Raw genomic sequence first — 20,664 nt, 5'->3', positions numbered from 1 at the left:
GTACTGCAGGGGCGACCCTGTGGGAGAGTAGGACACCGCCGGACACAACATCCCAGAAGAGCCACCCAACGCCGGGTGGCTCTTCTGCAGTTAACGACCGAAAGAGCCGGACGGGGGCCGCAGACGTCCTCGGCCACCAGGCATCGCGCATCGAGGGCGCCTACGCTGGGTCGATGGCGAATCGACTCGCGAACGCCCTGAGCCCGTACCTGCGTGCGCACGCGGGCAATCCCGTCGACTGGTATCCGTGGGGCGAAGAGGCCTTCGCGGAAGCCGTTCGGCGCGACGTCCCGCTCCTCGTGTCGATCGGCTATGCCACGTGCCACTGGTGCCACGTCATGGCCCGCGAGAGCTTCAGCGATCCCGTCGTCGCCGACGCGATCAACGCCCGGTTCGTGCCCGTGAAGGTCGACCGGGAGGAGCATCCGGAGGTCGACGCGGGCTTCCTGGCCGCGGCATCCGCGTTCACGCGACAGCTCGGCTGGCCGCTCACGGTCTTCACGCGGCCCGACGGCCGGGCGTTCTACGCCGGCACGTACTTCCCACCCCGCGCCGTCGCGGGCGTGCCAGCGTTCACGGACGTGCTCGACGCCGTCGACGAGGCGTGGCGGGAGCGTCGCGCCGACCTCGACCGCACGGCCGACGCCGTCGGAGAAGCGATCGCGGCGGCGGCCACGACCCGAACCGAGGGTGACCTGCCGGACGCGGTCGCGCTGGCGGCGGCGGTGGATCGGCTGGCGGAGGACGAGGACGAGGTGCACGGAGGCTTCGGCGGCGCCCCCAAGTTCCCCGTCGCCCCCGTGCTCGACTTCCTCACGGCGGCCGGGGCGTCCGGCCGCCGGATGGCCGTGCGCACGCTTCGCCGCATGGGGGCGTCGCCACTGCGCGACCCGGTCGAGGGCGGCTTCTTCCGGTACGCGACGCGCGCCGACTGGACGGAACCCCACTACGAGCGGATGCTCACCGACAACGCCCTGCTGCTCGCGGTCACGGCGGAACTGGCGACGGGCGAGGACCCCCCGGCGTTCCTCGACTCGCTCGGGGCCGGGCTCGTGGAGTTCCTCACCGAGCGCCTCGCGCTGCCGGGGGGCGGGTTCGCGAGCGCACAGGACTCCGAGAGCGTGATCGACGGTCGTCGGGACGAGGGCGGCTACTACCGCCGGGACGCCGCGGCCCGCGCGGAACTCGACCCGCCGTCGCTCGACGCCAAGCTGCTCACCGGGTGGAACGGCCTCGCGATCGGTGCGCTCGCACGAGCGGCCCAGGTGTTCGGCGACTTGTCCGCGCTCGAGGCGGCGCGGCGCGCCGCCGACCGGATGCTCGCGGAGCACGTCCGCGACGACGGCACGGTGGTGCGCGCCTCGCTCGACGGCGTCGCGTCGCGTGCACCCGGCACCCTCGAGGACTCGGGGATGCTCGCCGGCGGCCTGCTCCGGCTCGCCGCGGCGACGGGGGAGGCGGAGTACGCGGTCCGGGCGCGGGAACTCGTCGACGCCGCCGCGCACGCCGCCGAGTCGCGCGGGAACGCTGCGCCGTTCGCGGCGCCCGGCGGCGGCGACCCCGTGCTCGCGGCGCGCGGCCTCGGCTTCGCCGACGATCCCGCCGAGGGGGCGGCGCCGTCGGGCATGACGGCGTGCGCCGACGCCGCGCGCCTCCTCGCGGCGCTGGGCGGGGGGGACCGGTATCGCGAGCTCGCCGCGCGCGCGATGCGCGAGGTCGCGGGCATCGCGCCCGCGCGGCCGATCGCGTTCGGCGGTGCCCTCGGCGTCATGGCCCGGCTCGGCACGCCGCCCGTGCAACTCGTAGTGGTCGTCCCGGACGTGGACGTGACCGCCGGGGATGCCCGCGACGACGGCGTCGTCGAGACGGCACGGCGGCTCTCCAGCTCGATCACGGCGGTCGTCACCGAGTCCCAGGCGGCGCAGTTCGCCGAGGCCGGGTTCGAGCTGTTCGAGGCGCGCCGCGTGCACGAGGGCGTCGCGACCGCGTACCTGTGCCGCGCGTTCGTCTGCGCCCTGCCGGCCACCGCGGCGGCGGCGCTCAGGGCCGCAGCCGGCGCGGCCGACGCCGGTACCGACACGGCGTCGGCCGACGGCCGGTGAGCCCGACGCGACGTCCGGTCCCCGCACCGCGGACGGGACCTACGATGGTCGGATGACCCGACCCGCCCCCGCGCCGCGAGGCGCTGTTCCGGCCCGCGGCACGGCCGTGGCCGTCGCCGTCGACGCGGCCCTCGTCGTCGTCTTCGCCGTCATCGGGCGGGCGAGCCACCGCGAGGGCATCGACGCCGCGGGCGTCTGGGAGACGGCGTGGCCGTTCCTCGTCGGCCTGGCGGTCGGATGGGCCGCATCCCTCGGATGGCGACGTCCCCTCGCGCTCTGGCCGACGGGAGTCGCCGCCTGGCTCGGAGCCGTCGCCGTGGGCATGCTGCTCAGGGTCGCGGTGGGCCAGGGCACGGCCGTCGCCTTCGTGATCGTGGCCGCCGTCACGCTCGGCCTGTTCCTGCTCGGCTGGCGCGGCATCGCCGCCGTGGTGCGTCGCACGCGCTCGCGCCGCCGCGCGGCGGTCGTCTCGTGAACCCGGTCGAGTGGCTGTTCGACGCACAGCTGGTGGGCGACCAGGTCGTGCTGCGGCGCGAGATCGTCGGGAACGTCTTCGGCCTCGCCTCGGCGGTCGGCGGACCGTCGGCTCCGTGACGTGGATGCGCGGGCAGCGACGAGCGCATGCCGCCCGCACGACGGTCGCGGCCTGAGCTGCGTTCACCAGGTGGTCGGCACCCGCCCGATCATGTTCCAGACCGCGGAGCTCAGCTCCGGGTGGTCGAGCGCGATCTCCCGGAGCAGGTCGTACTCGAAGCGCTCCACGGCGCCGCGACGCGCGGTGGGGTGGTAGGCCCGGGCGCGCGCGGGGGCCCATCGTTCGGAGTGCATGCGCTCCTCGCGAAGGGTCGCGACGACCTGCTCGTCGACCGACGGCATCTCCGGGAGGAAGGACCACGGGTCTTCTCCGAGGCGGCACCGCAACTCGATGAGCGCGCTCAGTTCGTCGCGTGCGTCCTGCCGCAGGCGTTCGAGCGTGGACGGTTCACCCATGTGCGACCTCCCCTCGCTCGTCCCGATCGTAACCGACGCTACGCGGCACATGTGTCGTCCGGGTTACACGGGCCGTCGGGGCATGGACGCCCGGTGACGCGCGGATGACGATCCGGCGACGCGCGACGGTCCGGTTCGCGGCCGGGCGGGTGCCCGGCCCGACGGGCTCCGCGGTCGGATGCCGGAACGGTCGGATCCGCGACTGGTTGAATGGGTCCGTGACCAGCCAGCACGCGGGCGATCCCGCGGATCCGTCCGCTCCGGGTGGCGGAGGCGCCGCCCGCCTCGATCCCGACCTCGACCTCGACGCCGTGGACGCGCTGGCTGCGGACCTCGAGGCGGCGGGCTTCACGGTCGCGGCCGTCGAGGCGCTGTGGGAACGCGGCGCCGCGGCCGAGTCCACCCATCCCGGCGCGGCGCTCCGCCGCGGCCACCGCGTGCCCGCCCTGCGCGCCCTCGAGCACGTGCCGGCCGCTGAGCGGGCGCTGGCGACGCTCGTGCGCTGCTTCGTGCTCGGCGTGCCGGTGGCATCCGTCGACCTCGAGGCGGCGCTGCCGGCCCTCGGCACGCGCCGCGCGATCGGGCTCGGGATGGTGCGGGCGGACGGCGACCAGGTCGCGCCGGCCATGGACCTGAGGCCGTACGCGTTCGCCGACGCGGCGGGCGACGGCGCGTGGTGGATCGCATCGGACCCGGGCGAGCTCGTGACCGGCGGGCCGCTGCCCGAGGAGTACGTGCTCGGCGTGGGCGGTGCGTCGATGACCCTGAGCGGCCTGCTGCTCCAGCGCCGGGCGGGCACGACGTTCGACCTCGGCACCGGCTGCGGCATCCAGGCCATGCACGCGAGCCGCTTCAGCGAGCGCGTGATCGCGAGCGACGTCTCCGCGCGGGCCCTCCGGTTCGCCCGGTTGAACGTCCGGCTCAATCGCATCGACGGCGTCGAATTCCGCCTCGGCAGCCTCTTCGAACCGCTCGGCGACGAGCAGGTCGACCGCATCGCCTCCAACCCGCCCTTCGTGATCACCCCGCGCGAGCGCGACGTGCCGGCCTACGAGTACCGCGACGGCGGGATGGTCGGCGACGCGATCGTCGAGGCCGTCGTGTGCGGTGTCGGCGAGCACCTCGCGCCGGGCGGCGTCGCGCAGCTGCTCGGCAACTGGGAGTACCGGCGTGCGGACGAGGACCTCGACGACGGGCTCGAGCGGGCGGCCGCCTGGGCGGCGGCCGCCGGGCTCGAGTACTGGATCGTGGAGCGCGAACGCCAGGACCCGAGCGAGTACGCGGAGACGTGGATCCGCGACGGCGGCACGCGTCCGGGGACGCCCGCGTTCGAGCGCCTCCACGACGCGTGGCTCGAGGACTTCGCTGCGCGCGGCGTCGAGTCGGTCGGCTTCGGCTACCTGCTCCTCCGCCGCCCCGCCGCCGGGACCGCACCCGGGCTCGCGCGGGCCGAGCGCCTGCACGGGCCGCTCGGCGACGTCGTCGGCGGGCTCGCCGCGCACCTCGAGGCGTGCCTGGCGGCGTCCGACGTCGTCGGGTCCCTCGACGACGACGGGCTGCGCGCGCTCCGCGTCGCGGTCGCGGACGACGTCACCGAGGAGCGCCACCACTGGCCCGGCGCCGAGCAGCCGACGGTCATCCTGCTTCGGCAGGGCGGCGGCTTCGGCCGCGTCGTCGACGCCGGCACCGGGCTCGCCGCACTCGTGGGCGCCGCCGACGGCGAACTCCCCCTCGGCGTGCTCGTCGACGCGATCGCCGAGCTGCTCGAGGCCGATCGCGACGAGCTGTGGGACGAGCTCGCCATGGCCGTCCGCGAGCTCGTCGCCGGCGGGATGCTGCGCCCGGTCGCCGACTGAGTCGATCCCCGGCCCGGCTCGGCGACCACACGGATCGCGGCGGTATCCTCGTGGTCGCCCACTGAAAGCGAGCCCATGCCCGACTCCCCGCTCTCCGATTCGCCGTACGAGGTGCTCGGCGTGACCGCCGACGCGGACGCCGCCGCCCTGCGCGTCGCCTACCGGCGCGCGCTGCGCCACGCCCACCCCGACACGGGAGGCGATGCCGAGCGGTTCCACGCCGTCCAGCGCGCGTGGGAGCTCGTCGGCACGCCGGAGGCGCGCGCGGCCTTCGACCGGGGCAACGGTCCGGGCATGGCCGAGCCCGAGCACGCGGCCTGGGCACCGTCGGCCCCGAGGCCGCGGCGGGACTCGCGACCGCTCGCCCGCACGTACGGTCACCCCGGCGGGTGGTCGCGCCAGCGCTACCTCGACCTGATCCGCGAGTGGGCGGGCCGCGGGGTGACGCTCGACGACCCGTACGATCCGGCGCTCGTGCGCAGCGCGCCCCGCGACATCCGTCACGTGCTCGCCGACGCGCTCGCCGAGGAGGAGACGGCGCGCAGCCTCGCGACGCTCGGGATCGCCTACACGGTGTGGCACGACCTGGCGACGGATGCGGCGGGCGCCGGGCTCCCGCCGAAGCTGGACCACCTCGTGCTGGGGCCGACCGGGCTCATCGCGATCCAGTCGGAGGACTGGGGCGGGCCGGTCGCCTTCAAGCGCGGAGAGTTGATCGGCGAGGCGCTCGCGGGGGAGCGGCCGATCCGGGAGCTCGCGGCGCGGGCGAAGTCCGTGACCCGGCCGGCCCGGGTGAAGCCGACCGCGCTCGTGGTCGTCGTCCCCGATGAGGATGCGGCTGTGCCGCTCGAGGTCGGCGGCTCGGTGCGCGGCGCGGCGGCGGTGCTCGTGCGGCGCTCGCGGCTCGCGAGCGCGATCCGCGAGGGCATCCCGGGGGCGCCCGTGCTCGGCGGCGCGGACGCGATGGAAGTCCGTTCGCGGCTCCAGACGGCGCTGCGGTTCGCCTGACGCGTCTCGCCGCCGGCGGATCCCGCCCCGATTCGGGCGCCCGCGTCGGGTTTGGGAAGATGGAGGGATGGGCACCCCTGACGTCGACGCGTACATCGAGGACTTCACCGCGTTCGTGACGGCATCGCCGTCGTCGTACCACGCCGCCGAGGAGGCGGCGCGGCGGCTCGAGGAGGCCGGGTTCGAGCGCCTCGACGAACGCGATGCGTGGCCGACCGGTCCCGGTCGCCGGGTGGTCGTCCGCGACGGCGCCGTGATCGCCTGGGTGCAGCCCGAGGGCGCCGGCCCGACGACGCCGTTCCGGATCCTCGGCGCGCACACCGACTCGCCGTCCTTCAAGCTCAAGCCGAATCCCGCGAGCGCCGCGGGCGGCCTCTCGCAGGCGAACGTCGAGGTGTACGGCGGTCCGCTGCTGAACTCGTGGCTCGACCGCGAGCTCCGGCTGGCCGGCCGCCTCGCGACTCGGGACGGCGCCACCCACCTCGTCGCGACCGGCCCGCTGCTGCGGATCCCGCAGTTGGCGATCCACCTCGACCGCGGCGTCAATAACGACGGCCTCACGCTCGACAAGCAGCGCCACGTGCAGCCGATCTGGGGCGTCGAGCCCGTCGGCGAGCCGGCGGACATCGTGGCGCACCTGGCCGCGATCGCGGGCATCGACCCGGACGAGGTGGCGGGCCACGACGTCCACGTCGTCGACTCCTCGCCGCCCGCGCGCTTCGGCCGCGACGGGGCGTTCCTCGCGTCGGGTCGCATGGACAACCTCACGTCCGTGCACGCCGGCGTCACCGCCATCCTCGACGCACCCGCGGACGCGGGCCACATCAGCGTCGTCGCGGCGTTCGACCACGAGGAGCTCGGATCGGAGTCGCGTTCGGGTGCGAGCGGCCCGTTCCTCCAGGACGTGCTGGCCCGCATCGGCGACGGCCTCGGCGCCGGCGTCGAGGAGACCCGGCGCGCGTTCGCCGCGTCGTGGCACGTCTCGAGCGACGCCGGGCACGCCGTGCACCCGAACTACCCCGAGCGGCACGACCCCGTGAACCGGCCCGTGCTCGGCGGCGGCCCGCTGCTCAAGCTGAACGCGAACCAGCGGTACGCGACGGATGCCGCGGGCGCCGCGCTCTGGTCGGCCGCGTGCCGTGCGGCCGGCGTGCCGACCCAGGAGTTCGTGTCGAACAACGCGATCCCGTGCGGCTCGACCATCGGCCCGCTGACGGCCACGCGGCTCGGCATCCGCACGGTCGACGTGGGCCCGCCGCTGCTGTCGATGCACTCGGCGCGCGAGCTCGCGCACGTGGAGGACCTCGCGGCGCTCGGCGCCGCGATCGCGGCGTTCCTGCGCGGCGCCTGACGTCGGTCCGCCCGGCGGACCGCCGGGCCCGGACGGCCGGGAGCCGCGGATCGGCTTGGCGGGATCTCGCGCATCGCCGACCGGATGCGACCGGCCGGTGCGCGTCGGCGGATGCGACGATCGGGACATGACGACCGCGAACCCGACCGCCGCCCCGCCGCTCGCCGCCGTGCCCGCCGCGGGCCTCTTCGACCACGTCGCGACGCCCGAGGACGCGGTCCGCCACTTCCGGGGCCGGCTCGGCTTCGAGACCGACGTGTCGGACGTCGCGGGCGCGCTGGCGGAGCCGGACCCCGGCTTCGTGCTCGTGGACACGCGCAGCGAGGCGGCGTGGGCCGCCGGCCGCATCCCCGGTGCCGTGCATCTGCCGGGTCGACGCGTGGCGGAGGTCGCGCGCGAGCGCATCGCGCCGGGCACGCCCGTCGTCGTCTACTGCTGGGGGCCGGGGTGCAATGGCGCGACGCGTGCCGCGCTCGCGTTCGCGACCCTCGGGCACCCGGTCAAGGAGATGCTCGGCGGCTTCGAGTACTGGGTGCGCGAGGGCTTCGAGATCGAGCACGACGGCGGCCGCGAGCACCGGGCGGTCGACACCCTGACGAACGTGGCGAGCTCGGCGCCCGCGATCGAGTGCGCCTGCTAGGGGGCGTCGGCAGCCGGATGCGTCGGCCGGTCAGGCCTGCGGCGACGGTCAGCGCAACGGGCCGCGACGCTGCTCGAGCCAGAGCGTGTGCTCGCGCAGGCCGTTCCTGACGGCCGCCTTGATGATCACGTACGCGATCCACACGCTCAGCGCGATGAAGGCGAGGTAGACGATCAGGCCGATGACGAGGCCGAGGAGGCCGAAGGCGGTCGGGTCGAAGGAGGAGGGATCCACCCGGCTACCTTCCCAGAGGTGACGCTCGGCGTGGAAGGGACCCATCCGGGGGACACGGGCGCGTCAGCACTCGATGACGTTGACGGCGAGACCGCCCTCGCTCGTCTCCTTGTACTTCGTCATCATGTCGATGCCGGTCTGGCGCATGGTCTCGATGACGGTGTCGAGCGAGACGATGTGGGTGCCGTCGCCGTGCAGGGCGAGGCGCGCTGCCGAGACGGCCGTCGAGGCCGCGATCGCGTTGCGCTCGATGCACGGCACCTGTACGAGCCCGGCGACCGGGTCGCACGTGAGGCCGAGGTGGTGCTCCATGGCGATCTCCGCGGCGTTCTCGATCTGCTGCGGCGTGCCGCCCAGCACGGCGCAGAGGCCGCCGGCGGCCATGGCGCACGCCGAACCGACCTCGGCCTGGCATCCGCCCTCGGCACCGGAGATCGAGGCGTTCTTCTTCACGAGGCTCGCGATCGCCGAGGCGGTGAGCAGGTAGCGCCGGATGCCCTCGCGGTCGGCGCCGGGCACGAACCGCAGGTAGTAGTGGCCGACCGCGGGGATGATGCCCGCCGCACCGTTCGTCGGCGCGGTCACCACGCGGCCGCCGGAGGCGTTCTCCTCGTTGACCGCGAGGGCGAACGCGTGCAGCCACTCCGTCGACGTGTCGCGCACGTGCTCGTCGCGGTCGTACTCCTCGAGGCGGCGGCGCACTTCGGGCGCGCGTCGCTTCACGCGGAGGCCGCCCGGCAGCGTGCCCTCGGTCGTGAGTCCGTGCTCGACGCATTCGGCCATCGCGTCCCAGATCGCGTCGAGGCCCGCGACGATGCCCTCCTCGCCGTGTACGGCGATCTCGTTGCGCCAGGCGACGTCGCAGAGGCTCACGCCGTGCTCCTCACAGAGCGAGAGCAGCTCGGCGGCGGTCGAGTAGGGGAGCGGATGGCGCAGGGCCTCGGCCTGCTCGGGTGCGTCGCCGTCGCGCCGGATGAACCCGCCGCCCACCGAGTAGTACGTCGCCTCGGCGAGCGGCAGCGCGTCGTCGTCGCCCCATGCCTGCAGCGTGAGCGCGTTCGGGTGGCCGGGAAGGCGGGTCCGCGGCTCGAGCGCCACGTCGGACTGCGCCATCCGCACCGAGTGGCGGCCCGCGAGGCGGACCTCGGCGCCGTCGGCGAGCCGGGTCCAGGCGCTGCGCACGTCGTCCGGGTCGCAGTCGTGCGGGGCGAGTCCGCCGAGGCCGGCGATGACGGCGTCGGGCGTGCCGTGGCCGAGGCCCGTCGCACCGAGCGAGCCGTAAAGGGAGCACGTGACCCGGCGGACGCGGTCGAGGCGTCCGTCCGCATCGAGTCCGTCGACGAAGATCCGAGCGGCCCGCATGGGTCCGACCGTGTGGGAACTCGAGGGGCCGATGCCGATCGAGAACAGGTCGAGGGCTGAGACGAACGCTGTCACCCCTCAAGGCTACGTCGCAGCACACGCAGGGATTCGCCGCGGAGTCGAAGAATCGTGCGCGTACGGCAAAGGCGCACGGCCTCCAGGACGCCGAACTCATCGCGAAGATCGCGGACCTCATCGAGTGGCAGGAGGGCCTCGGGTCCTGACGCCGCCGGGCCGGGGACCCGTGGAGGGTCCCCGGCCCGGTGCGTGCCGCGCTACGCGCGTCGCCGGCGGTAGGCCAGCATCGCGAAGCCGTAGGCGACGACGAGGATGCCGACGAGCCACGCGAGCGCGATCCAGATGTCGGCGCCGACCGGCTGGCCGGCGAACAGGGCGCGGATGGCGTCGACGATGGCCGTCACCGGCTGGTACTCGGCGAAGACGCGGACCGGTCCGGGCATGCTCTCCGTCGGCACGAACGCGGAGCTGATGAACGGCAGGAGGATGAGCGGGTAGGAGAACGCGCTCGCGCCGTCCACCGACCTCGCCGTGAGGCCCGGGATCACGGCGAGCCAGGTCAGGGCGAGCGTGAACAGGACCATGATCCCGCCGACCGCGAGCCACGCGAGCACGTCGGCGCCCGTGCGGAAGCCCATGAGGAGCGCGACGCCGACGACGATCGCGACGGACGCGAGGTTCGCGACGAGCGACGTGAGCACGTGGGCCCACAGCACGCTCGAGCGCGCGATCGGCATGGACTGGAACCGCTCGAAGATCCCGCCCTGCAGGTCGAGGAACAGGCGGTAGGCCGTGTACGACACCCCCGAGGCGACCGTGATGAGCAGGATGCCGGGCAGCAGGTAGTCCACGTAGGGCACGTCCGACCCGGTGTCGATCGCACCGCCGAACACGAACACGAACAGCAGCATGAAGGCGATCGGCATGATCGCGGTCGTGATGATCGTGTCGAGGCTGCGCGTGATGTGCCGGAGCGACCGGGCGGTGAGGACGGCGGTGTCGCCGAGGAAGTGCGTCGTCGTGGGCATCGTCGCGGATGCGGTGGTCATGATCGTTCCGTTCCGGTCGTGGTGGTGGTGGCGGTGGTGGCGGTCGGGGCCGCATCGCCCGGGCCGTGGTCCCCGACGAGTGCGAGGAAGACCTCCTCGAGGGTGGGCTGCTTCTCGACGTACTCGACCGTCGTCGGCGGCAGGAGCCGCTTCAGCTCGGCGAGCGTGCCGTTCACGAGGATCCGTCCCTCGTGGAGGATCGCGATGCGGTCGGCGAGGTGCTCCGCCTCGTCGAGGACCTGCGTGGTGAGCAGCACGGTCGTGCCGTTCGCGGCGAGCGCCCGCACCGCCTGCCACACCTCGAGGCGTGCCTGCGGGTCGAGCCCGGTCGTCGGCTCGTCGAGGAAGACGACCGGCGGGTCGCCGATCAGGCTCATCGCGAGGTCGAGGCGGCGGCGCATGCCGCCCGAGTACTCGGCGACCCTCCGGCCGCCTGCCTCGGTCAACGAGAACCGCGCGAGCAGGTCGTCGGCGATCCGGCCCGGGGCCGGCAGGTGCCGCAGCCGTGCCACGAGGACCAGGTTCTCGCGCCCGCTCAGGATCTCGTCGACCGCGGCGAACTGGCCGGTCAGGCTGATGGACGCGCGGACCGCCGCCCCGTTCGCGGCGACGTCGACGCCGTTCACCTCCGCCGTGCCGGCGTCGGCGCGGAGCAGCGTGGACAGGATCTTCACGACGGTGGTCTTGCCCGCGCCGTTCGAGCCGAGGAGGGCGAAGATGCTGCCCTTCGCGATGTCGAAGTCGACGCCGCGCAGCACCGGCCGGTCCTTCCGGTAGGCCTTCTCCAGCCCATGCACGCGGATGGCAGAAGCCGGGTTCTGATCGATGGTCATCTGGATCTCCGTCTCTCATCGGGAACGCGGGGCACGGAGTGTGCGGCGCGTGGGTGCGGTGTTCGTGGTGGTTGCAGGCGCGCTCGACCGCCCGACGTCGGACGTGGACCGATCCGCGGGTCCTGCGGCCGCGGTGCGGCGACCTAGCGGGCGGCCGTGGAGCTCGGTCGGCGGATGAGGATGTCGCCCCAGCTCGTGCGGGCGTGCAACTCGACCGCGCTCTCATCGGCGCCGGGCGCGTCGGAGGGCTGGAGCGTGTTGCGGACGGCCCCGTGCTGGCTCGAGACGTCGAGCCAGGCGGCCGTGCCCTCGGCGACGCCAACCTCGATCCCGCCGTACCCCGCCTCGAGCTGCACGCGGCCGCCGTCGATGCGCTCGACGAGCAGGTTGCCGTAGCTGCTCTTCGCGGTGACCGAGCCGCGCGCGTCGGCGACCGTGACGTCACCGTGGGCGCCCTGCACGACGAGCGTGCCGGTGACCTCGCCGATCGTCGTGGAGCCGTTCGGGTTCTTGATCTGCGCCTCGCCCGAGAGCTCCCGGATGCGGATGCTGCCGGCCGAGGACGTGAGCTCGACGGCGCCCGTCGCGCGACCGATGACGATCGCGCCCGACGAGGTGCGGGCGGTGACCCGTTCCGCCTCGTCGACCCGCACGTCGCCCGCGCCGGTGCGGAAGCCGATGGCGCCGAACACGCCCTCGGCGAGGAGCCGGCCCGCCCCGGTGGCGCCGCGCACCTCGGAGCCCTCGGGCACCCGGATGGCGACGTCGACCTGGCCGGCGCCGCCGAACGGGGTGTAGTGCAGCCATCCCTTCGTGGTGCGCACGGTGAGCACGTCGCCGACGAGCTCGACCTTCGCGTCGGCGGCGGTCCTGACGTCGCCCGGCTTCTCGGCGTCGGCGGGACGGACCTCGACGACGGTGTCGCCGCGGTCGGAGGCGACCACGTGGAGGTCGCCCCATCCGAGGTCGGCGTCGACGACGATGGGTTCGGGGGTCTGGAAGGTGGTCATGGCGACTCCTCGGTGACGGTCGTTCAGCGGACCCAGCCGGTGACGCGGTTCGCGTCGCCCTCGGCCGGGCGGGTGTCGGTGGGGCGCTGCCCAGGAGCGGGCGCGACGGCGGCGGCGATCGCACGGACGAGCCACGTGTTCACCGAGACGCCGTCGCGGGCCGCGGCCTGCTCGACCTGGGCCTTCAGCTGGTCGGGGAGGCGGAGCGTGGTGCGGCTGGTCGCGGCCGCCTCGTCGAGCGGCACCGCCGCCGGGAGGGCCGCCGCCGCGGAGAGGTCGGAGGCGGGCTCGAACGTCGTCGTCGCGGCGGCGGTCACGACGAACTCGGGGTCGCGGCCGCGAAGACGGACGTCGACCGATCCCGGGGCGAGCTCGGCCGTGATCTCGCCGGCCGCGGCCGACAGGGCCTCGAGCAGCACGAGCCGGGTGGCCGCGTCGAGCGGCGCGCTCAGGCGACGGGCGAGGTCGAGCGCCTCGTCGCCGCCCAACTCGGCGGCGACTGCGAGACGATGCTGGAGGTCGTCGACGTACGGATTCAAGTCCATGACACCATGATGACACCATAATGGTGTCAGGTCAAGCATGGTGGTGTCACCCAGTGCGGATACGTGGTGTCACGGTGGTGTCGTGCGAAGGTCGCGACTCGGCGGAGCCTCAGGCGCGCACGCGTAGGCTGGTGCGGATGTCCACGACCGATCCGGCGCCGCGGCGCACGCCGTCCACCCCCGCCGCAGGCGCGCTGCAGTTCCGACGCATGCGCGACGACGAGTCGTCGCTCGTCGGCCGACTCGTCCGCGACGCCTACGCCGGCGACTACGAGCTGACCGAGGCCTACCTCGACGAGATCGAGGCGGTCGCGGACCGCGCCCGGGAGCACGAGGTGTGGGTCGCCGTCGACGCCGCGACCGGCGACGTGCTCGGCACCGTCACGACGCCCCGCCCGGACCGGCGCATGTCCGCGGTCGCGAGGAACGACGACGAGCTCGACTTCCGCTTCCTCGGGGTCGCGGCGGCGGCCCGCGGTCGCGGGGTCGGCGAGGCGATCGTGCGACACGTGCTGGCGCTGGCGGCGAGCCGCGGCATCCGTCGGGTCGTGCTGAACACGGGCGAGCAGATGCGCCCGGCCCGACGTCTCTACGAGCGCATGGGATTCGAGCGGATCGCGGAACGCGAGTTCACGTTCGAGCGACCCGACGGGACGCCGGTGCACATCCTGGCCTACGGCATCGACGTGCCGGGGACCGGCGGCGGCCCGGCGGTCGCCACCGCGCCCGCCGCCTGAGGGCCGCCCGGTCGGACGGCCGGCGTAGCCTCGGGTCGTGGCCACCATCGACGACCTCCGCGACACCGCCGACGGGCTGCCCGGGAGCGAGGAGCGCGCGATGACGGGCGGCGCCGCGTGGTTCGTGCGCCGCAGGCTCTACGCCTGGGAATGCCATCCGTGGCCCAGCATCCCCGCCGACGTGCGCGAGATCATCGCCGCCGAGCCCGTGGTCGGGGTCAAGGTCGCCGATCCCGTCGACGCGCTCGCCCTCGTCCAGATGGCGCCCGACGTGTTCCTCCGCACGACGACACCATGGGGTGAGCCCAAGGTCGCCTTCCGCCTGGGCGCGATCGACCGCGAGCACCTCGTCGAACTGGTCACCGAGGCGTGGCGCGTGCAGGCGCCGAAGTACCTGCGCGCCGAGTACGACGCCGCGACGGGGTGAGCCGGTGCGGGGCCGGGCGCCCCGGCGAGGGCTCAGCGCCCGCCGCGACGGCTCGTGATCTGCCCCGTGTCGAAGCCGAGCAGGTGAAGCCCGCCGTGGAAGCGCGCGTGCTCCACCTTGATGCAGCGGTCCATGACGACCGTGAGCCCCTGCTCCTCGCCGTAGTACGCCGCGTCCTCGTTCCAGATGCCGAGCTGCACCCAGATCGTCGTCGCGCCCGCGGCGACGACCTCATCGACGACCGACGGGATGTCGCTGCCGCGGCGGAACACGACGACGACGTCCGGCACCTCGGGGAGGTCCTGCAGGCTCGCGTACGCCGGCCGGCCGAGGATCTCGGTCTCGTTCGGGTTCACGAAGTAGACGCGGTAGTCGCTCGACTGCTGCAGGTACGTGCCGACGAAGTAGCTCGAGCGCTGCGGCTTCGGCGAGGCGCCGACGATCGCGACCGACTTCGCCGCGTTCAGGATGCGGAGCCGCTGCTTCGCGTCCGGCCCGATCCACGTGCGCTGCGACTTCAGGAGCTTCGCCAGCGGCGAGCTCGCGGGCAGCTCGCACGACAGGCCGTTGACGAGCCGCACGGTCTCGACGTCGGCCGCGGCATCCGTCCCGGTCACGGCCACGTCCGTCTCGCTCGCGATGCTCATCGGTCGCCTCCCACGGCGGTCAGGACGCGGTCGCGCGTCGCGGCGGTCAGGGCCTGGTCGAGGTCGGCGATGATGTCCTCGACGTCCTCGATGCCGACGGAGAGGCGCACGACGCCGGGCAGGACGCCCGCGTCGACGAGCTGCTGGTCGGTGAGCTGCGCGTGCGTCGTCGACGCGGGGTGGATGATGAGGGTCTTCGCGTCGCCGATGTTCGCGAGGTGGCTGGCGAGGTTCACCGACTCGATGAGCTTCTGGCCCACCTCGCGGCCGCCCTTGACCTCGAAGCTGAACACCGAGCCCGGGCCCTTCGGCAGGTACTTCGCCGCCCGTTCGAAGTGCGGGTGGTCGGGCAGGCCCGCCCAGAACACGCGCTCGACGCGCGGGTCGTCGTCGAGCCACTCCGCCACGGCGCGCGCGTTGTCGATGTGCGCCTGGATGCGGTACGGCAGCGTCTCGACGCCCTGGGCGAGGAGGAACGCGGAGTGCGGTGCGAGCGCCGGGCCGATGTCGCGCAGCTGCTCGGCACGGAGCCGCGTCAGGAACGCGTACTCGCCGAAGTTGCCCGACCACTGCAGCCCGCCGTAGCTCGGCACCGGCTCGCCGAACAGCGGGAACTTCTCGGAGTGCCAGTCGAACCGGCCCGACTCGACGACGACGCCGCCGAGGGTCGTGCCGTGCCCGCCGAGGAACTTCGTCGCCGAATGGGTGACGAGGTCGGCGCCCCACTCGATGGGGCGGTTGAGGTACGGGGTGGCGATCGTCGAGTCGACGATGAGGGGGATGCCGTGCGCGTGGGCGACGTCGGCGAGACCCTCGAGGTCGGCGATCTCGCCCGACGGGTTCGCGATCGTCTCGACGAAGATCGCCTTGGTGCGCTCGGTGACCGCGGGCGCGTAGTCGGCCGGGTCGGACGAGCGGACGAACGTCGTCTCGATGCCGAAGCGGCGGAGCGTGACGTCCAGCTGCGTGATCGAGCCGCCGTAGAGGTTGGCCGAGGCGACGATGTGGTCGCCCGTGCCGGCGAGGCTCGCGAAGGTGATGTACTGCGCCGACAGCCCGCTCGCGGTGGCGACGGCGCCGAGGCCGCCCTCGAGGCTCGCGACGCGCTCCTCGAACGCCGCGACCGTCGGGTTCGCCAGGCGCGAGTAGATGTTGCCGTACTTCTGCAGCGCGAAGCGCGCCGCGGCATCCGCCGTGTCGTCGAAGACGAACGCGCTCGACTGGTAGATCGGGAGCGCGCGGGCGCCCGCCTCGGCGTCGGGGATGTTGCCCGCGTGGATGGCGCGGGTCTTGAAGCCGTATTCGCGGTCTGCCATGGGGACACGGTAGTCCCGTTCGTCGCATCGGCCACCGCCGCCCGTAACCGGGTGCAATCCGGGCCGGATGCGGAGGCGGTCAGGGGAAGAGCGCCTGCCAGACCAGCTCGGCGAGCGCGGCATGCCCGGCGAGTGCGAGGTGGTTGAGGTCCGAGCTGAGCGTGTCGAGGTTCACGGGCAACGCGCGCGCGGCACCGCCGTCGGTCTCGCAATTCGATCGTGCAGCGCACTCGGCGTCGACGCGGGCCTGGTACTCCTCCACGATGGACTGGAGTCCGTCGATCCGAGCCGGATCGAGCTGCTGCGTCTCGGGGTCCAGCAGTCCGCACGGGCCCGAGTCGCCGAGCGTCGCCGGCGACACCGGGTACACCGCATCGGCCCAGGCCTGCACGGTTCCCCACTGGGAGACGATCATCACGCGCGAGTCAGGAGCACCCTGCTCGAGCGTGTCGAGCACCTCGCCGAGCCCTTCCGCGAAGGGCTCGTAGTTCTCGGCGTCCGTCCCGTCGCAGCGCATGTCGTTGTCGACGGTCACGATGAGGAACAGTTCCGGCACGTCGTCCGTCGCGACGGCCTTCCGGGCCTGGGCCTTCAGCGACTCGAGGCCGCTGCCGTCCACGGCGTAGTTCCAGGCACGTCCAGCGGCGGCCGGATTCTCCTCCGCCACGCGGGACGCGACGCTTCGGACGTCCGGGTTCGACCCGGTCGCCCAGGAGTTCTCGAGGGCATCCTGACCGGGCCGGTCCGGATCCGAGTTCGCCCCCGTCGCGGCCGAGTGCCCGAGGACCGCGACGCTGTCCGGGTACGGCGAGTCGGTGTCGACGGCGGCGACGGTCGGCGACTCGGTCGGGTCGGTCTCACCGCCCGAGCCCGAGCCCGAGCCCGAGCCCGAGCCCGCGCAGCCTGCGAGCAGGAGAACGGAGATCGAACCGATCGCCGCCAGCAGTCCGTGCATCGAGCCACGCATGGCCGCGAGCTGCGCCATACCGCGAATGCTACGCCTGAGGGAGTCCGGCGTCGACGGATCCTCGAGGCGTCGGGGGCGGCGCGCCCCGGACGCGTCTCCTACGCGGCGAGCACATCGTCGGTCGTCGTGACGGTCGCGAAGCCGCCGCCGTGCAGGTTCACCGCCGTCGCACGCGCCAGGTCCGCCGCAGCGAGGCGCACGCCGCCCGGGCCCTCGAGGTCGAACGTGTGGGTCGCGTCGATCGGGAGCACGACGTCGTAGCCGAGGTTTCCGGCCATCCTCGCGGTCGTCTCGACGCACTGGTTGGTCTGGATGCCGCAGACCACGAGCCGGCGGATGCCGCGCTCGCCCAGCCACGCGTGCAGGTCGGGGGCGCCGTAGAACGCCGAGTTGACGTTCTTGGTCACGAACAGGTCGTGCGGGGCGTCGGCGACGACGGGCTTCAACGCGTTGCCCGGCGTGCCGGCCGCGAGCGGCGAGCCCGGCTCGCGCGAGTCGTGGCGGACGAGCACGATCGGCGCCGAGGCATCCGCCCAGGCCGTGACCAGCCGGCCGATGTTCGCCTCGGCGTCGGGGTTGTCGCGTTCGCCCCAGTAGTCGGCGTCGTCGAAGCCCTGCTGCACGTCGATCACGATGAGGGCGATGGTGTCGTCGAGGTCCATGCGTCCATCGTGCCGCCCCGGACGTGCCAGGGCGCCGGCGCCGACTGCCGATCTTGCGCGAACGCCTGCCACGCCGTCGCGGGTAGCGTTGGGCGAGTGATCCTCGAGCACGCGATCCTTCCCGTCGTCCCCGGCCGCGAGGCGGCGTTCGAGGCCGCCTTCGCGGAGGCGCGGTCGATCATCGCCGGCATGCCCGGCTTCGTCGACCTGGCACTGTCGCGCTCGGTCGAGACGCCGAACCAGTACCTCCTGCTCGTGCGCTGGGACCGGCTCGAGGACCACGATCCCGGGTTCCGCGGGTCGCCCGAGTACGCGCGATGGCGGGAGCTGCTGCACGGGTTCTACGATCCGTTCCCCGTGGTCGAGCACTTCAACGGAGTCATCGACGACCGATCGAGCGAGGGGACGGCATGAGCGACGTCAGGCAAGCGGAGACCGTCGTCGTCGGCGGCGGCGCGATGGGCGCCGCGACGGCGTGGCAGCTCGCCCGACGCGGCCGCGACGTGACGCTGCTCGAGCGCTTCGAACCCGGCCACCGCATCGGCGCGTCGCACGGGGCGTCGCGCAACTTCAACGTCGGCTACGCCGATCCCGCGTACGTCGCGATGCTCGTCGAGGCGCTGCCGCTGTGGCGCGAGCTGGAGGCGGAGTCCGGGACGTCGCTGCTCGAGCTCGTCGGCGTGGCGAACCACGGTCCGGCCCCGCACTTCGACGCCGTGCATGCGGCGCTCACGGCCGCCGGGATCCCGGCCGAGTTCCTGCCGGTCGAGGAGGCGTCGAGCCGCTGGCCCGGCATCCGCTTCGACACGCGGGTCCTGTTCAACGAGCGCGCGGGCCGGGTCGACGCGGATGCGACGATCGGCGCGCTGCACGCGACCGCCGCGGCCGCCGGCGCCGACGTCCGCCACCGCACGAGGGCCACGCGGATCGACGTCGTCGACGACGACCGGGTGCGCGTGGCATCCGTCACCGACGACGGCGTCGAGGAGGTCGTCGAGGCTCGCACGGCGGTCGTGACCCTCGGCGCCTGGACCACGAAGTTCGTCGGCGGGCTCGCGCTGCCGCCGCTCGTCGTCACGCAGGAGGGGCCCGCGCACTTCGCGGTGCGCGACGAGTCGATGCCGTGGCCGAGCTACAACCACTTCCCGGGGGCCGCCGCCGACGGGTACGGCTACTGGCGCTCGCCCGTCTACGGCATGCTGACGCCCGGCGAGGGCGTGAAGGCCGGATGGCACGGCGTCGGTCCCGTCGTCGACTCCGACGCGCGCGACTTCCTGCCCGTGCCCGACCAGCTCGCCGACCTGCAGCGCTATGCGCGCGACTGGCTGCCCGGCGTCGACGCCGACGCGGTGACGCCGATCAGCTGCACGTACACGACCACGCCCGACGAGCACTTCGTGCTCGACCGCATCGGGCCGGTCGTCGTCGGTGCGGGGTTCTCGGGGCACGGGTTCAAGTTCACGCCCGTCGTCGGGCGGATCCTCGCCGACCTCGCTGACGGCTCCGGCTCGGCGCCGTCGCGCTTCGCGGCCGATCGCGTCGCCGAGGCGGGCGGCGGCTCGCCGACGGGGCTCGCCGGGAGCTGAGGTGCCGCCGCGCGTCGTCGCACCCCCAGGGGGCTAGGCCGCGGCGTGCGCGTCGAGGAACGCAAGGACCACGGGATCGGCCGGGTCGATCAGGTGACCGCCGGCCACGTCGGACCGACGCGCATCCACCAGGCGGTCGGTGATCCACTCCGCGGCCCGATGGAGCGGTTCGGGCGACGCGTCCGCCACGACGACGAGCGTCGGCGATCGCACCGCGTCGAGTTCCCCGGCGACGTAGCGCCGCGGATGCGCGGAGAGGTCGAGCCCGTCGCCCGCGAGTTCGGCGAGCACGCCCCCGCTCGCGGCCGCGAACGCGTCGCGGGCCCCGGCGGGCAGGCCGGTCCACGCGTCGTCGCCGAGCGCCACGCGGAACACGGCCTCGGCGGCCCGGTCGGGGTCGACGGCCGCCGCGGCGGCGATCCGGTCGCGCGCGTCCGCGGCCCAGGCCCGAGTGGCGGCGTCGATCGTGAAGAGCGCGGGCTCCAGGAGGACGAGCGCCGAGACGGCCTCGGGATGCCGCCGCGCCAGCTCGAGCGCGATGAGGCCGCCCGTGCTGCGGCCGACGACCGCCGCCGGCATCGCGCCGACCTGCTCGAGCAGCGCCGCGGCGTCGGCGACGTGGTCGTCGAGGCTCGTCGCGGCATCCGCTTCGGCGCCGGTGCTGCGGACGAACCCGCGCCGGTCGTAGGTGAGGCACCGCCCGTGCCCGGCGAGGCGCTCCGCGGCATCGGCCCAGAGCGCGGCGGAACTCGGCGTGCCGTGGATCCCGAGGATCGGCGCTCCCGCGCCGCGCTCCTCGACGTGGAGGTCGACGCCGTTCACGCGGATGCGCGCCATGCCGCCAGCGTACGACGCGGGCGCGCGCCTGCACAGGGCCTGATCAGGCGGCGTTGCTAGCCTTCGGACAGGTCGCCGCGCGGCGGCCCCGGACGAGGGAACCCAGTACCCGGAACGCGACAAGACTGGCCGAAGGAGTGCCGTCATGTCGTGGATCGTCCTCATCGTCTCCGGTGTGCTCGAAGCCGTCTGGGCCACCGCCCTCGGCAAGTCGGAGGGCTTCACGAAGCTCTGGCCGTCGGTCGTGTTCGGCGTCGCCCTCGTGGTGTCGATGGGCGGCCTCGCATGGGCCATGCGCGGCATCCCCGTCGGCACCGCGTACGCGGTCTGGGTCGGCATCGGCGCGGCCCTCACGGTGATCTGGGCCATGGTCACCGGGGAGACGGAGGTCTCGTGGGCGCGGCTCGCGCTCATCGCGGGGCTCGTCGGCTGCGTCGTCGGCCTGAAGCTCGTCGGCGGCGCCGACCACTAGGCCGCCGCCCGCCGC

The 20,664-nt window shown here is 73.9% G+C and carries 24 protein-coding genes and 1 riboswitch; of the genes, 12 read left to right on the top strand and 12 right to left on the bottom strand.

The window, feature by feature from the left end; translation table 11 throughout:
* Nucleotides 1–173: 173 nt before the first annotated feature.
* Genes ABD230_RS05695 through ABD230_RS05685 form a run of 3 tightly spaced genes read left to right on the top strand, consistent with a single transcriptional unit; the run spans nt 174 to nt 2,696 of the window.
* The gene (locus tag ABD230_RS05695) at nt 174–2,102 is read left to right on the top strand and encodes a thioredoxin domain-containing protein (RefSeq protein WP_344370082.1); all 1,929 of its coding nucleotides are present in this window, start codon (nt 174–176) and stop codon (nt 2,100–2,102) included.
* Nucleotides 2,103–2,154: 52 nt separating this feature from the next.
* Nucleotides 2,155–2,577 (top strand): DUF3054 domain-containing protein, encoded by a 423-nt coding sequence (locus ABD230_RS05690; protein ID WP_344370081.1) that lies wholly within the window; start codon nt 2,155–2,157, stop codon nt 2,575–2,577.
* Entirely contained in the window at nt 2,574–2,696 is a 123-nt protein-coding gene (locus ABD230_RS05685) for a hypothetical protein (RefSeq protein WP_425546185.1), read from the top strand. The genes ABD230_RS05690 and ABD230_RS05685 overlap by 4 nt, the downstream gene beginning before the upstream one ends.
* Before the next feature lie 63 nt (nt 2,697–2,759).
* Here ABD230_RS05685 and ABD230_RS05680 read toward each other — a convergent pair whose 3' ends face one another.
* On the bottom strand, nt 2,760–3,092 hold the full coding sequence (locus ABD230_RS05680; protein ID WP_344370080.1) for a hypothetical protein: 333 nt from the start codon (nt 3,090–3,092) through the stop codon (nt 2,760–2,762).
* Between the two features lie 311 nt (nt 3,093–3,403).
* Here ABD230_RS05680 and ABD230_RS05675 point away from each other — a divergent pair, with 311 nt between their 5' ends.
* The 4 genes from ABD230_RS05675 to ABD230_RS05660 all read left to right on the top strand — a co-directional run bounded on the left by ABD230_RS05675 (nt 3,404) and on the right by ABD230_RS05660 (nt 7,947).
* Nucleotides 3,404–4,948, top strand: a complete 1,545-nt coding sequence (locus tag ABD230_RS05675) for a DUF7059 domain-containing protein (RefSeq protein ID WP_344370127.1) — start codon at nt 3,404–3,406, stop codon at nt 4,946–4,948.
* Nucleotides 4,949–5,023: 75 nt separating this feature from the next.
* A complete protein-coding gene (locus tag ABD230_RS05670) occupies nt 5,024–5,956 on the top strand; it encodes a J domain-containing protein (protein ID WP_344370079.1) in 933 nt (310 codons plus the stop codon).
* Between the two features lie 67 nt (nt 5,957–6,023).
* Nucleotides 6,024–7,307, top strand: a complete 1,284-nt coding sequence (locus tag ABD230_RS05665; RefSeq protein WP_344370078.1) for a M18 family aminopeptidase — start codon at nt 6,024–6,026, stop codon at nt 7,305–7,307.
* Nucleotides 7,308–7,434: 127 nt separating this feature from the next.
* The gene (locus ABD230_RS05660; RefSeq protein WP_344370077.1) at nt 7,435–7,947 is read left to right on the top strand and encodes a rhodanese-like domain-containing protein; all 513 of its coding nucleotides are present in this window, start codon (nt 7,435–7,437) and stop codon (nt 7,945–7,947) included.
* A 48-nt stretch (nt 7,948–7,995) separates the two neighbouring features.
* Here ABD230_RS05660 and ABD230_RS05655 read toward each other — a convergent pair whose 3' ends face one another.
* From ABD230_RS05655 to ABD230_RS05630, 6 genes are all read right to left on the bottom strand, one after another.
* Nucleotides 7,996–8,181: a hypothetical protein gene (locus ABD230_RS05655; protein ID WP_344370076.1), complete on the bottom strand. Its 186-nt coding sequence runs from the start codon at nt 8,179–8,181 to the stop codon at nt 7,996–7,998.
* Between the two features lie 63 nt (nt 8,182–8,244).
* Nucleotides 8,245–9,618: an L-serine ammonia-lyase gene (locus ABD230_RS05650; RefSeq protein ID WP_344370075.1), complete on the bottom strand. Its 1,374-nt coding sequence runs from the start codon at nt 9,616–9,618 to the stop codon at nt 8,245–8,247.
* Between the two features lie 200 nt (nt 9,619–9,818).
* Nucleotides 9,819–10,610: an ABC transporter permease gene (locus ABD230_RS05645; protein ID WP_344370074.1), complete on the bottom strand. Its 792-nt coding sequence runs from the start codon at nt 10,608–10,610 to the stop codon at nt 9,819–9,821.
* Nucleotides 10,607–11,443, bottom strand: coding sequence for an ABC transporter ATP-binding protein (locus ABD230_RS05640; RefSeq protein ID WP_344370073.1), 837 nt, complete (start codon nt 11,441–11,443; stop codon nt 10,607–10,609). Before ABD230_RS05640 ends, ABD230_RS05645 begins: the two co-directional genes overlap by 4 nt.
* Nucleotides 11,444–11,586: 143 nt before the next feature.
* Nucleotides 11,587–12,453, bottom strand: coding sequence for a DUF4097 family beta strand repeat-containing protein (locus ABD230_RS05635; RefSeq protein ID WP_344370072.1), 867 nt, complete (start codon nt 12,451–12,453; stop codon nt 11,587–11,589).
* 23 nt (nt 12,454–12,476) lie between these two features.
* Nucleotides 12,477–12,998: a histidine kinase gene (locus tag ABD230_RS05630; RefSeq protein WP_344370071.1), complete on the bottom strand. Its 522-nt coding sequence runs from the start codon at nt 12,996–12,998 to the stop codon at nt 12,477–12,479.
* 137 nt (nt 12,999–13,135) lie between these two features.
* Here ABD230_RS05630 and ABD230_RS05625 point away from each other — a divergent pair, with 137 nt between their 5' ends.
* Both ABD230_RS05625 and ABD230_RS05620 read left to right on the top strand, forming a co-directional pair.
* The gene (locus ABD230_RS05625; protein ID WP_344370069.1) at nt 13,136–13,735 is read left to right on the top strand and encodes a GNAT family N-acetyltransferase; all 600 of its coding nucleotides are present in this window, start codon (nt 13,136–13,138) and stop codon (nt 13,733–13,735) included.
* 37 nt (nt 13,736–13,772) lie between these two features.
* On the top strand, nt 13,773–14,162 hold the full coding sequence (locus ABD230_RS05620; protein WP_344370067.1) for an MmcQ/YjbR family DNA-binding protein: 390 nt from the start codon (nt 13,773–13,775) through the stop codon (nt 14,160–14,162).
* A gap of 32 nt (nt 14,163–14,194) precedes the next feature.
* Here the strand turns inward: ABD230_RS05620 and ABD230_RS05615 are convergent, their stop codons facing one another.
* The 4 genes from ABD230_RS05615 to ABD230_RS05600 all read right to left on the bottom strand — a co-directional run bounded on the left by ABD230_RS05615 (nt 14,195) and on the right by ABD230_RS05600 (nt 17,754).
* Nucleotides 14,195–14,809: a CoA-binding protein gene (locus ABD230_RS05615; RefSeq protein ID WP_344370066.1), complete on the bottom strand. Its 615-nt coding sequence runs from the start codon at nt 14,807–14,809 to the stop codon at nt 14,195–14,197.
* Nucleotides 14,806–16,125 (bottom strand): O-acetylhomoserine aminocarboxypropyltransferase/cysteine synthase family protein, encoded by a 1,320-nt coding sequence (locus ABD230_RS05610; protein WP_344370065.1) that lies wholly within the window; start codon nt 16,123–16,125, stop codon nt 14,806–14,808. The genes ABD230_RS05615 and ABD230_RS05610 overlap by 4 nt, the downstream gene beginning before the upstream one ends.
* Nucleotides 16,126–16,204: 79 nt before the next feature.
* Entirely contained in the window at nt 16,205–17,110 is a 906-nt protein-coding gene (locus tag ABD230_RS05605; protein ID WP_344370064.1) for a hypothetical protein, read from the bottom strand.
* Between the two features lie 80 nt (nt 17,111–17,190).
* Nucleotides 17,191–17,754, bottom strand: a complete 564-nt coding sequence (locus tag ABD230_RS05600; protein ID WP_344370063.1) for a cysteine hydrolase family protein — start codon at nt 17,752–17,754, stop codon at nt 17,191–17,193.
* A 96-nt stretch (nt 17,755–17,850) separates the two neighbouring features.
* Between ABD230_RS05600 and ABD230_RS05595 the strand changes: the two genes are divergently transcribed.
* Both ABD230_RS05595 and ABD230_RS05590 read left to right on the top strand, forming a co-directional pair.
* Complete coding sequence (locus ABD230_RS05595; RefSeq protein ID WP_344370062.1) at nt 17,851–18,168, top strand: antibiotic biosynthesis monooxygenase family protein; 318 nt, start codon at nt 17,851–17,853, stop codon at nt 18,166–18,168.
* Nucleotides 18,165–19,340: an FAD-dependent oxidoreductase gene (locus tag ABD230_RS05590; protein WP_344370060.1), complete on the top strand. Its 1,176-nt coding sequence runs from the start codon at nt 18,165–18,167 to the stop codon at nt 19,338–19,340. The genes ABD230_RS05595 and ABD230_RS05590 overlap by 4 nt, the downstream gene beginning before the upstream one ends.
* Before the next feature lie 33 nt (nt 19,341–19,373).
* Here ABD230_RS05590 and ABD230_RS05585 read toward each other — a convergent pair whose 3' ends face one another.
* Nucleotides 19,374–20,177, bottom strand: coding sequence for an alpha/beta fold hydrolase (locus ABD230_RS05585; RefSeq protein ID WP_344370059.1), 804 nt, complete (start codon nt 20,175–20,177; stop codon nt 19,374–19,376).
* Between the two features lie 69 nt (nt 20,178–20,246).
* A riboswitch (guanidine-III (ykkC-III) riboswitch) is annotated at nt 20,247–20,311 on the top strand.
* A gap of 11 nt (nt 20,312–20,322) precedes the next feature.
* Here ABD230_RS05585 and ABD230_RS05580 point away from each other — a divergent pair.
* A complete protein-coding gene (locus ABD230_RS05580; RefSeq protein WP_344370058.1) occupies nt 20,323–20,649 on the top strand; it encodes a DMT family transporter in 327 nt (108 codons plus the stop codon).
* Nucleotides 20,650–20,664: the final 15 nt, after the last annotated feature.

This window comes from Agromyces tropicus, from assembly GCF_039531345.1.
In the GTDB taxonomy this organism is placed as follows: Bacteria; Actinomycetota; Actinomycetes; order Actinomycetales; family Microbacteriaceae; genus Agromyces; species Agromyces tropicus.
This window is presented reverse-complemented; position numbering and strand designations above follow the sequence as displayed.

Excerpts from the sequence above, each read along its gene's own strand:
- ABD230_RS05665 (WP_344370078.1), top strand. The coding sequence starts at position 6,024 with ATGGGCACCCCTGACGTCGACGCGTACATCGAGGACTTCACCGCGTTC.
- ABD230_RS05610 (WP_344370065.1), bottom strand. The coding sequence starts at position 16,125 with ATGGCAGACCGCGAATACGGCTTCAAGACCCGCGCCATCCACGCGGGC.
- ABD230_RS05630 (WP_344370071.1), bottom strand. The coding sequence starts at position 12,998 with ATGGACTTGAATCCGTACGTCGACGACCTCCAGCATCGTCTCGCAGTC.
- ABD230_RS05590 (WP_344370060.1), top strand. The coding sequence starts at position 18,165 with ATGAGCGACGTCAGGCAAGCGGAGACCGTCGTCGTCGGCGGCGGCGCG.
- ABD230_RS05695 (WP_344370082.1), top strand. The coding sequence starts at position 174 with ATGGCGAATCGACTCGCGAACGCCCTGAGCCCGTACCTGCGTGCGCAC.
- ABD230_RS05645 (WP_344370074.1), bottom strand. The coding sequence starts at position 10,610 with ATGACCACCGCATCCGCGACGATGCCCACGACGACGCACTTCCTCGGC.
- ABD230_RS05600 (WP_344370063.1), bottom strand. The coding sequence starts at position 17,754 with ATGGACCTCGACGACACCATCGCCCTCATCGTGATCGACGTGCAGCAG.
- ABD230_RS05605 (WP_344370064.1), bottom strand. The coding sequence starts at position 17,110 with ATGGCGCAGCTCGCGGCCATGCGTGGCTCGATGCACGGACTGCTGGCG.
- ABD230_RS05640 (WP_344370073.1), bottom strand. The coding sequence starts at position 11,443 with ATGACCATCGATCAGAACCCGGCTTCTGCCATCCGCGTGCATGGGCTG.
- ABD230_RS05580 (WP_344370058.1), top strand. The coding sequence starts at position 20,323 with ATGTCGTGGATCGTCCTCATCGTCTCCGGTGTGCTCGAAGCCGTCTGG.
- ABD230_RS05585 (WP_344370059.1), bottom strand. The coding sequence starts at position 20,177 with ATGGCGCGCATCCGCGTGAACGGCGTCGACCTCCACGTCGAGGAGCGC.
- ABD230_RS05690 (WP_344370081.1), top strand. The coding sequence starts at position 2,155 with ATGACCCGACCCGCCCCCGCGCCGCGAGGCGCTGTTCCGGCCCGCGGC.
- ABD230_RS05660 (WP_344370077.1), top strand. The coding sequence starts at position 7,435 with ATGACGACCGCGAACCCGACCGCCGCCCCGCCGCTCGCCGCCGTGCCC.
- ABD230_RS05635 (WP_344370072.1), bottom strand. The coding sequence starts at position 12,453 with ATGACCACCTTCCAGACCCCCGAACCCATCGTCGTCGACGCCGACCTC.
- ABD230_RS05680 (WP_344370080.1), bottom strand. The coding sequence starts at position 3,092 with ATGGGTGAACCGTCCACGCTCGAACGCCTGCGGCAGGACGCACGCGAC.
- ABD230_RS05615 (WP_344370066.1), bottom strand. The coding sequence starts at position 14,809 with ATGAGCATCGCGAGCGAGACGGACGTGGCCGTGACCGGGACGGATGCC.
- ABD230_RS05670 (WP_344370079.1), top strand. The coding sequence starts at position 5,024 with ATGCCCGACTCCCCGCTCTCCGATTCGCCGTACGAGGTGCTCGGCGTG.
- ABD230_RS05625 (WP_344370069.1), top strand. The coding sequence starts at position 13,136 with ATGTCCACGACCGATCCGGCGCCGCGGCGCACGCCGTCCACCCCCGCC.